The organism is Polyangium sorediatum (assembly GCF_029946465.1).
Lineage (GTDB): Bacteria > Myxococcota_A > Polyangia > Polyangiales > Polyangiaceae > Polyangium > Polyangium fumosum.
The window spans coordinates 48,920-59,119 of the sequence record NZ_JARZHI010000065.1 but is presented as its reverse complement, the minus strand read 5'-3'; the positions used below and the strand labels follow the sequence as shown (position 1 = coordinate 59,119).

Sequence of the window (10,200 nt, the reverse complement as noted above, 5' to 3'; positions counted from 1 at the left end):
CCGCAGCGCGCGCCGGGGCTGCGCGGACCGACGCGCGCGCCGGCCGACCTACCGCGGCGTGCCCAGCGCGCGAGGAGCGAGGCCCGCGGCCGCGGCGGCTCGACGGCACGGGCTGGTCGGGCTCGAAGCCCGGAGCGCGTGCGCGATAGATGCTCGTGCTGTCGTGGCCCACATCGGCGAAAAACGCCGTGTTCGGTCGAGGATCGGCGGGCGCCACGATGAGCAATCCGCCGGGCCGGAGCACACGGTGAAACTCGCGATATGCGTCGGCGATCACGCTCGGGCTGAGGTAGATGGCGACGTTCCGGAAAAACACGGCGTCCACCGAGGCCGCGGGCAACGTCGCCGCGTGGTGCACCACGTGCCCCACGTCGAAGTTCACCGCCCGCCGGACGAGGTCCGCCACCTCGGCGCTCGTCCCTTCGCCGCGCCGGAAGTAGCTGGCCGAGAGCCAGGCCGGCGCCTCGCGAAAGGCCCACGCGCCGTAGACGGCGGCGCGCGCCCTGCGGATCGCCTCGGGGCTGATGTCCGACCCGAGGATGCGGACGCGCGCGAGGGCGTTCGCGCCGAGCCGCGCGTGGACGGCGATGGCGATGGAATACGGCTCCTCGCCGGTCGCGCAGCCCGCCGAGAGCACACACGCGCCCGCGAGCGGATCGGCGGAGAGCCGCGCATGGAGCGCGTCGACCAGAAAATCGAAATGGCCGTTGTGTCGAAAAAAAAACGTCTCCCGGACCGTGAGGTGGTCGAGGAGCTCGGGCAGGAGCGAGGGCCACGTCGCCGGTTCCCGCTTCAGCGCCTCGACCGTGGTGCCGCGACGAACCGCGATGTGCTCGAGCCCGCGCGAGGCCTGGTCCGCCCAGTCATCGCGAGGCGAGAGCCCACTCGCGCGCGTGATCGCGTCGAGCAACGCGTCGAGCCCGCCCTCGCCGCTCATCGCCCCGGCGTCTCCTCGTGCCCCGCGCGCTCTGCCTCGGGAGGTTCGTCGAGGGGCGGGATGTCCGAGGTGGCGATGAGGCGGCTCAGGCTGAAGAGGAGCACGAGCCCTTTGGCGTCGCGGAGCGTCGCCCGCACGTAGGGCGCGATGGGCAAACTCGCCCCCGGCCCGTTCGTCCGTTCTTCCAGCGCGAACTCGCTCACGCCGAGCACCTCCTGCACGACGAGGCCGAGCCGCTGCTCGGCGTGCCGGCAGATGACGATCTGATCGTCGAGATCGAGCGTTCGCCCTCGGCGTTCGATCCGGGCCGCCACGTCGAGCACCGGGAGCGCCCGGCCTCGGAGGTTCAAGAGCCCGTGCACCCACGGAGGCGCTTCGGGCAAGGGCGCCATCGCGGCCGCGGGGACCGCGCGCTCGACCACGTCGAGGGGCAAGGCAACCCGCGTCTGCTCGACCCGACAAACGACCGCCTGGATCTCGCCCGCGAGGGGCAGCGGTTCGTCGGCTTCGTGCGCCGACGTGGTGCACTCGAGCTCGTAGAGGCGTCGCTTGAGTTCGGCGATTTCCCGCCCGATGTCGTGCCGCGTGCTCACGGTCCCCCCGATGCGCGTGCCGGCTTTGCGAGCTGCGCGGAGACCGCCGCGACGATCGCGCGCGCGTCGCCCGTCTTGCGCAGATGACCCGCAGCGCCGAGGCGCTTGGCCGTCGCGCGGAGCAAGGTATCCGGTTGGTTGGAAAAAAGAACGACGGGCGTCCGGTGGAAGACGCCATTCTGCGAGAGCCGTCGGAGCAGGGCGCCGGCATCCTGCTCCGCGATGGACAGGTCGAGCAGGATCAGCGCGGGCGGCTCCCCGGCGAGCGCTTCGACGGCAGCCGTCGACGTGTTTGCCGTGAGCACGCGGAACCCCGCTTCTTCGAGCGCGCGTTGCACGACGCGGAGTACGGTGCGGCTATCGTCCACGACGAGGACGGTCTGCGGCAGCGGTCGCGCCGCGAGGGAGACGGCCTCGCGCCCCCGACGTTCGGCGCGCGCCGGGGCGTGGCTCCTGCTCTGCGTGGCCGCGCCCCGCAGCACCTCCGAGAGCGCCCGCACCGTCTCGTCGACGAGCCGCAGCGCGTCCTCGGGGCTCCGGCTCGTGTCCCGTCGCAGCTCCCCCACGGCCCCTTCGAGCCGATACGCGAGGTCCCGGAGCGCCGGCAGATCGACCATCAAGAGAATGCCTCGCAGCGTGTGCGCGTCGCGGGAGAGCTCACGCACGGCGGCTCGATCCGAAGGGCAGGCCCGCAGCGAATCCCGCGAGCGCACCATCGAGGCGAGGAGCAGCTCGGATTCCGCAAGGAAATCGCTCATGAGGAGCGGGTGCTCGGAGGCCATTTCGTATGCTCTGTCTTTCTCTGCGCGGATCGTGTCGACGCGCCGCGTGCCGGGCGGCCGAGCGGCGGCGCCAGGATCTCAGCTCCCTGGGAGGAGACCCGACCGCACCTTGTCGAGCCACGCCCTCGCCGCGGCTTCGTCCCGGGAGAAATGTCGGTGCAGGGGCTTCCCGGTGAGCTTCGACACCGCACGCTGGACCATTTCGAGGACCACCTGAATATGGAAGTCCGCACCAAACGCGGCCATCGCGTGGGGCGGCACGCGCCTGGCCCAAGCGCTCATGTGATCCCGCGCCGCTGCATCGAGGGCGACGGTCTCGGACATATCAAAAAGGATGAGGTAATAGGGACGCGGGCCAGCCCACTCCTCCAGGCGCGAGAGTCCGGCCTTGTCGTTGCCATTCCCGCCACAGCTCCGCGCCTTGAGCACCACGAGGTCCGGCGGCTCGATGGTGATGTCGAAGCTGCCGGTTTCCGGGGCCTGCGCCCTCCTCGTGGAAGGGGGACCTTCGCCGCCGCTTTGCCGGGTGGACGCTTCGCCGAGAGGGTCCGAGAGGAGCGCTGTCGCGGACATACGCACCCGGCTCGACGGCTCGATGAGCATCGCGGCTTCGAGCGCGCCGACGAGCTCCTGCGTGTCCTCTGGCTTCTGGATGGCGCCGTCGGCCCCGAGGCGATCCGCGAGCTTCTGCAAGACACCCTTGTGCATGTTGCTGCACAGGATCACGCGTACACGCGGCGCGGTGAAGGTCTCGCGGATCATCCGCATCAGACGCGGGCCGTCGAGCTGCGGCATATTGACGTCGAGCAACACGACCTCGCAGCCTGTCTCCCGTATCGCCTGCAAGCTCCCCTGAGGCCCGTGGTGAAAACGCGCGACCAAGCCCGCGCCGTCGAGCGTCCATGCCGCGCGCCGGCCGAAGTCGTCGTCATCGTCGATGATGAGGACTTTTTTTCGGGGCGCAGGGATCACCCCCCGCCGCGGAACCCTGAGGGCTGTGTTGCGATGATTCAAAATCTCTCCCCATCGTTCGGGGTAACACAATCAACAACCCGGCGTCAATCGCCATCACCGTGGTCTGTCCACGAAAAGGTCCGACCCGTCCATGTCGTGGGCAACGTCAATACGATGACGTTCCCACGCCTGCGTCGCGCAACACATGGTCAACGAGGATACCATGCCCATTCTGGCCCCGTGTCGCGCGACGCGCGGGCGCACCTGCGCTGTCCCTTCTCCATGGATTCTGCGTCGTTCTGCGACGCGGAATCCATGATTAAGGTGTCGGGGTTCCGGCGCAGGTCACCGGGGCGCTCGTGGCGCAGGCCTTCTCGAATGGTTTGCCCGCGACGCGATCCCCGAGGAAGGTGAGGATCTCCGGCAGCGCCCAGGTCGTGGCCCTCGTGTGCGAGGCGCCGGCGCACTCGAGGTAACGCATGGGCATCCCCGCGTCGCACAGCGCCCCGAACGCGACGCGCTCGGTCGGCGTATCGACCAGCGTGTCCGCCTCGCCCGTGATGAACAGGATGCCATAACTCGCCGCGTCCTTCTGGATGCGCGATACGCTCGTGGTGGTCAACCCATTCTCGGCAGCCATGCATCCCCAGGGCGCGAACGCATCCAGCTTCCCGGACGCGGCGGCGTCGAGCACCTCGGGCTGGAAAATGGACGTCAGCATGTCCTTGCCCGAAAGGAGATCGCCCGGATCACACCCCGCGCCGAGGGCGGCCGGGACCTCCGCGTCGAGCGGCGGGAGCAGCACCTCCGCGAGTTTGTCCGCCGCGCCGTACCAGCCCGCGCTCGCGCCATAAAAGGCGACCATGTTGTCCGTCGATTCGCGCTTCGTGGTGAGCGCGAGCGTGCCCTCGCCGAGCATGTCCGCGGGCGGGACGGTGGTCGCAATGCCGACGATCTCGAGTTCGCGCGCATAATAAGGCGCGAGACGATCGACCCAAAGCGCCGCGTGCCCGCCCTGGGATCCACCCACCACGGCGAGGCGCGTCGAGGGCCGCGCGCCGCCCTCGCGGATCTCCTCGGGCAAACGCAGGACCGCGCGGGCCGCGTCGAGCGAGGCGATGGCCGTCGCCTGGCCGACCAGGTACGGGTGCAAGAAGCCCGTGGGCGGCGGCTCGTTCTTGAGGCCGATGTAATCGGGCGCCACGACGACATACCCAATCGACGCGAGCGCGGCCGCGAGCGCCGCGGTATCCGTTTCTGCGCTCGGGCCGCAGCCGTCGGTGAAGCCGCTGGTGCCGTGCAAGACCATGAGCGTCGGGAGCGCTTCGGCGTCCTCGGGCACGCTCGTCGGCCACGCGAGCAGCGCCGTCGCCTCCACCGCCTTGCCGCGATCCTGCGTCACGTACGTGAAGACATGGGTCACGACGTCGTATTGCAGCGAAACGGGCAGGTTGCCGAGCGCCTCGGCCGCGAGCGCGTCGAGCAGGCCTTTGGGGTACGTGGCCGTCGCCCTGTGCGAGGTGATCTCGCCGAGCGAGAGATCCCTCTGCCAGGCGTGATCGGGCTGCCCGCAGCGCGCCGGGGCATCGGCGAGGGCGTTGGTCTCGGGTGTCCCCGCGACCTCGGGGGCCGGGATCTCCGGCTTCCCCGGGCCGCTGGGCGGCGGGGGACTGTCCTCCCCGCCGCATGCGACGAGGGCGAGGGTGCTGCCAAGGAGAATGCCGCGAACGCGGCGATCCAAAAGGTACCTCATGGGCCGCGCACCTTACGCGTTGTGCCGGGGGACGACAATGGCCTGCGCGCGCTCTGCAACGCAGAGCACGACCCACGAAGCGCGGAGGTCAAAAGGATTCGCGCCGGGAACGCGCGCGCTGGCCTCGGCTCAACGAGCCGCGTTCGCCGCGCGTCCGGAGCGCCAGTACAGGAAGCCGGCCACCAGGGGCGCCAGCGCCGCGACGAGAATCGAGCCTGCCACCAGCGTGCGTCCGCAGTCCCCGGCGCGAGCGCTCATCCACGAGCCCGGATGAAGCGCCACCACGAGGAACAAGGGCCCCTGTGTTCGCCAGCCCGCCGAGCGCAGCCGAGGTGTAAAGGCCACGCCACCGGCCACGAGCAGCGTCACGAGCCACAGGATCCAGCCGAGCCGCTCGGCGCGAAGGATCGCTTCCATCGCACCCGGACCCGAGCACGCAAACGCGGATCCCGGGACCGCCAGCATGGCTGCGGCGATTCCCGAGAGGCACGACGACCGGAAAGAGCTCGAGGGGCGCATGTTCGGAAAGTCAGCTAAGCAAACGATCTCGCGATGTCAAGAAACGTCGCTCGTGGGCATAACGGAGGGGACTCCAGGGTTGGAACAGGATTCCGTTGACGAAATCGTCGTCATCGCGTTTCCGGAGCCGTGGTGGGTAGCGCGCGCCCGGTTCCCCAACGAGGGGGGCGGCGGCTTTCAGATCGGCGATGGGTGGTGACCCGGAAGGACGATTTCGATCGTCCCCGTCACGCCCGCGTGGGCACCTGCTCGGCCGGCCCTGGCGGGCCCGGGCGCGCCTTGCGGAGCACCTGATCCGGCTCGAGCGCGCGCGCCGTGAGCCCCGCGAGCGCGGCGCCGAGCAGCGGCGCGACCCAGAACATCCAGAGCTGCGCGAGCGCCCAGCCGCCCACGAACAGCGCAGGTCCCGTGGAGCGCGCAGGGTTGACGGAGGCATTGGTGATCGGGAGGTCGACGAGGTGAATCAGCGTCAGGCAGAGGCCGATCGCGATTCCGCCGAACGTATTCATCGCGCGCTTCGACGTGGCGCCGAGGATCACGACGACGAAAAAGAACGTCAGCACGACCTCGGCGAAAAACGCGGACGACGCGGCATAACCGGCCGGCGAGTGCGCGCCGTAGCCGTTCGCGCCGAGGCCGCTCGCGACGGGGTCGTAACCGCCAGGCATGCCTCGCGCGATGAGCAGCAAGAGGCCCGCGCCGACGACGCCGCCGACGAGCTGGGCGACGATGTACGGCAGCACCTCCGCGCGCGGGAAACGCCCGGCTGCCGCGAGCCCCACCGTGACGGCCGGGTTGAGGTGCGCGCCCGAGATGTGGCCGAATGCGTAGGCCATGGTGAGTACGGTGAGACCGAACGCGAACGCGACGCCGAGGTTTCCGATCTTGTCGCCCGCGATGACGGCGCTGCCGACGCCGCCGAGCACGAGCCAGCACGTCCCGACAGCCTCTGCGATGATCTTTTTTCCAATGGACATCAGAGCTCCCCCCCTTTCCCCGAACGTGGGGTAGGGCGCGCGTACGTCCAGGCGCCCACCTGTTCACGTTCGACGCGGGAGATCCGGATCAAAACGGCCAAGCGAGCGCACCTCGTCAAGGCTCGCAGACGAGCTGGCCCCCGGCGCGATGCGCTTCTTCGTCCGGCGTTTTGGCCCGCTCGCGCGCGAGGACGTCGCCGATTATGTCGATGTGTCCCCGTGCGCCTCTTCCACGCAGGCCTCGATGGGCAAGGAAAACGAAAACGTGGTGGTCTCGCCGGGGACGCTGTGGGCCTCGACCCGCCCGCCGTGCGATTCCACGAGGCCCCGCACGATGTAGAGCCCGAGCCCGAGCCCCTTGATCATGCTGCCTTTCGCGCGCCCTCGCTGAAATCGCTCGAACAGGGTGCGGATGTCCTCGGCGGCGATGCCCGGCCCCTGGTTCCGCACCGCCACCACCACCTCGTCGCCGCGCCGCTCCGCGACGAGCTCGATGGGCGTCCCGGGGGAGCCGTATTTGATCGCATTGGAGAGGAGGTTCTCCGCGACCTGCTCGATCCGTTGCGCGTCCACGAAGATGGCCGGGATCTCGCCGTGGATCGAGAGCGTGACGCGCTCGCGGCTGCCGCTCGCCTCGAGGACGCGCCCGAGCAGCGCAGGGAGGTCGGCCTTCGCGCGCAAGAGCTCCAGCCTGTGTGCCTCGATTCTCGACACATCGAGCAGGTCGCCGATCATGCGGCTGAGCCGCGCCGCACTTCCGACGATCCGCTCGCCGCGGCTGCGCGCCGTGGCGTCGGCCCCGGAGCGCGCGAGGACCCCGGCGAGCGTCATGATGGTCGCGACCGGCTGGCGCAGGTCATGGGCCACCACGCTGGTCCATTCCTGGCGCAATCGTTCGAGCTCCTTCAGCGGCGTGATGTCCTCGTACGTCACCACGGCGCCGACGATCTCGCCGCCCTCGTCGCGAATGGGCGACACATTGTTCAAGACGGGCACGTCGGGCTCGTGGGGCGTCCGGATGACGAGCTCCCGTCCTGTGACGATCTCGCCGCGAAGGGCACGATCCAGCGAGATATCCTGATCGGGGACCGGCGAGCCGTCCGGCAGGTGGAGCCGCTGCCGCAAGAGGCCGAGCACGTCCGTCGGCATGGCCTGCCCCATGAGCTCCTCCGCCTTGTGGTTCATGAGAAACTCCGGCCCCTTGGTAAGCTTGCAGAGCACGATTCCAATGGGCGAGCGATCGATCACGGTCCGGAGCCACCGCCGCTCCGTGGACAACGCGTGAACGAGCCGTTCACGCTCCGCTTCGAGCCGGTGCTGCTCGGTCACGTCGTCATTGATGGCGAAAGCCCCGAGGAGCCGGCCGTTCGGATCTCGCACCGGCGCCGCCGAGTTCAGCACGAACTTGCGAATGCCGTCGAAGGTCTGGATCTCGACGAGCTCGTTCAGCGCGGTCTCGCCTTTCTTCACGGCGCGAGAGAGGGCCCATTCGTCGGATTTGACCTCCTTGCCCGTGTCGGCCCACCAACCCTTGTACTCGTCGAATTGTTCCGGTCCGACGAACCTCGCCCCGCCCCAGATGCGTTGTCCGGCGGGGTTGATCAGGACCAGGTGGCCGTGCTCGTCGGAGACCCATACCCCGACCGGCAACGTCTCGAGGACCTTCCGGAAGAGCGCCTCGCTCTTCTGGAGCGCCTTCTCCGCGCAGCGCTGCTCCGTCACGTCCTCTACCGTCCCCCACATGCGGATCGCGCGCCCCGCGTCGTCGCGGCTCACGTCGCAGTCCACGTGCAGGATCCGCTCCCGGTCGTCGGCGGCGAGGATACGGTGATCGATTGAATACGAGGAGGCGGCCCCGTCGAGGGCGCCTCGTATGACTTCCTCGACCTCCACGCGATCGTTGGGATGCACGAACGAAAGGAAGTCCTCGCAGGTCTTTTTCTCGGCTGAGGGGGGCAGGCCGAAGAGGCGGGAGCACTCGTCCGACCAGAAGACCTCGTTTGTGTCGATCTCCCATTCCCAGCTCCCGATACGGGCGAGGCGCTCCCGGCTCCGGCGCAGCGCATTCTCCTCCGCCGGACGCGCGGAGCCGAGCGCGGCCCCGATCAAACTGGCGAGGGCCGAAAGCATGGGGAGTGTCCGGTCCTCACCGTTTTTGGCAGGCGCCGCGAAGCAAAGGAGGAGCCCGAGCAGACGCTCCCCGGCCACGAGGGGCGCCGCGAGGGCTCTCTGGCCGCATCCGAGCTCCGCGGCCACGCGCGCGTCGGAGGGGGCGTTTTTTGCTGCGGCGTCGACCTCCGCGGCTTTGCGCGTGCGTGCCACCCGGGCAATCAGGCTGGCGGATTCGAGCGGGAGCGAGGCGAGACGGGCGAGCAGCGCCTCAGGTGCGCCGTGATGCGCGGAAACGGCGAGCGTACGCCCGTCTTCGCTGACGCCGTAAAAGAGCGTCACGTGTGTGTCGAGCGCCGAGGCCACGAAGTCGACGGCGATGCGGTGCGCGTCCCGAGGCTCGACGGAGCTGCTGAGGAGGCGCGCCGCGAGCGTGGAAAACGTATCTTCGCTGCTGGCAACGATGCTTGTGTCGGCGCCCGCCATCTTGTCCCACGCCGCGCCAGTAAAACATGATCAAGGCTTCGTGTCACGCTTACAAAGTTCGTCGAAAGTAGGAGCCTGCTCGAGCTCGTGCGCCGGGCGCTTCGTCGGATCAGGCGCTCCCACGAACCTGACGCCCTCGTGGCAGCGTCGGCTCGCTCGAACCGAGCGGAGCTTCAATAACGAGCCATGTAGTCCGCAAACAGGGTCATCAGCCGGCGCGTCACCACGCCCGGTTTTCCGTTGCCGATTGCGAGGTCGTCGACCTGGACCACCGGCACGATGTTTTTGTTGGTCGCCGTGAGAAACGCTTCCTCGGCCGATGCGAGCTCCGTTTCCGCGACGTCTCGTTCCTCGAACACGATTCCGGCTTTTTTCGCGAGATCGAGGACGAGATTTCGCGTCGTCCCGAGGAGCACCGCGTCACGCGCGGTGATCAGGCGCCCGTCCTTCACGAGGAAGAAGTTGCTCGTGGAGCACTCCAGGACCCTGCCACGCACCACGTAGAGGATTTCCACCGCCCCAGCGCGGATTCGCTCTTTCTGCAGGCGCACCGCGGCGAGATAGTCCGTCGTTTTGGCCTCCGGCACGATTCGCTCGTGTGCGCACCGGATGACCTTCGCTCCCTTCTCGAAGACCTTCCTGGGGAGCATTTGGATGGGCTCCGAGAGAACATACAAACGCGGCTCGTCGACGAGGAGCCCATTCCTGGCGACGCCGCCCGTGAGCAGAAGCCGGATGTTGCAGTCCTCCCCTTTGTTCTTCGCGAGCAGCTGATCGATCGCCTCGCGCACGGCCTTCTCCGGGAGCGGGATCTTCATGCCGAGGAGCTTCGCCGAGCGTTGCAAGCGCCTCCAGTGCTCCTTCCACAAGAATGGTTTGCCGTTCACCGTCTTCAGGAAATCGAACACGCCATAACCACGCAAGACCGCCAGATCCGTGACCGGCAACGTCGCCTTCTCCGTCGGCACTATCTTTCCGTCGTGATAGCAGTGAGGCTTCATGCGGCCCCCACCTTAGCAGGCGGGCCGCTTGGCGTGCCAGGGCGCCGTGCGTCGGGAGGGCCGCGGGTCGGTTTGGCAAAGCTCGCGCA

At 68.6% G+C, this 10,200-nt stretch carries 9 protein-coding genes; all 9 read right to left on the bottom strand.

Annotated features, from left to right (window positions below; all coding sequences use genetic code 11):
* The coding region (locus QHF89_RS40140; protein WP_284721545.1) for a CheR family methyltransferase at positions 1–937 on the bottom strand (937 nt) is incomplete at its 3' end.
* Complete coding sequence (locus QHF89_RS40135) at positions 934–1,530, bottom strand: chemotaxis protein CheW (protein WP_284721544.1); 597 nt, start codon at positions 1,528–1,530, stop codon at positions 934–936. The genes QHF89_RS40140 and QHF89_RS40135, both read right to left, overlap by 4 nt.
* Entirely contained in the window at positions 1,527–2,312 is a 786-nt protein-coding gene (locus tag QHF89_RS40130; protein WP_136970373.1) for a response regulator, read from the bottom strand. Before QHF89_RS40130 ends, QHF89_RS40135 begins: the two co-directional genes overlap by 4 nt.
* Positions 2,313–2,390: 78 nt before the next feature.
* Complete coding sequence (locus QHF89_RS40125; protein WP_284721543.1) at positions 2,391–3,284, bottom strand: response regulator; 894 nt, start codon at positions 3,282–3,284, stop codon at positions 2,391–2,393.
* A gap of 301 nt (positions 3,285–3,585) precedes the next feature.
* Positions 3,586–5,019, bottom strand: a complete 1,434-nt coding sequence (locus tag QHF89_RS40120) for a lipase family protein (protein ID WP_136970371.1) — start codon at positions 5,017–5,019, stop codon at positions 3,586–3,588.
* 129 nt (positions 5,020–5,148) lie between these two features.
* A complete protein-coding gene (locus tag QHF89_RS40115; RefSeq protein ID WP_136970370.1) occupies positions 5,149–5,436 on the bottom strand; it encodes a hypothetical protein in 288 nt (95 codons plus the stop codon).
* 329 nt (positions 5,437–5,765) lie between these two features.
* Positions 5,766–6,515, bottom strand: coding sequence for an aquaporin Z (gene aqpZ, locus QHF89_RS40110; RefSeq protein WP_136970369.1), 750 nt, complete (start codon positions 6,513–6,515; stop codon positions 5,766–5,768).
* 201 nt (positions 6,516–6,716) lie between these two features.
* The gene (locus QHF89_RS40105; RefSeq protein ID WP_136970368.1) at positions 6,717–9,110 is read right to left on the bottom strand and encodes a sensor histidine kinase; all 2,394 of its coding nucleotides are present in this window, start codon (positions 9,108–9,110) and stop codon (positions 6,717–6,719) included.
* 173 nt (positions 9,111–9,283) lie between these two features.
* Positions 9,284–10,111, bottom strand: a complete 828-nt coding sequence (locus QHF89_RS40100) for an aminotransferase class IV (protein WP_136970367.1) — start codon at positions 10,109–10,111, stop codon at positions 9,284–9,286.
* Positions 10,112–10,200 lie beyond the last annotated feature (89 nt).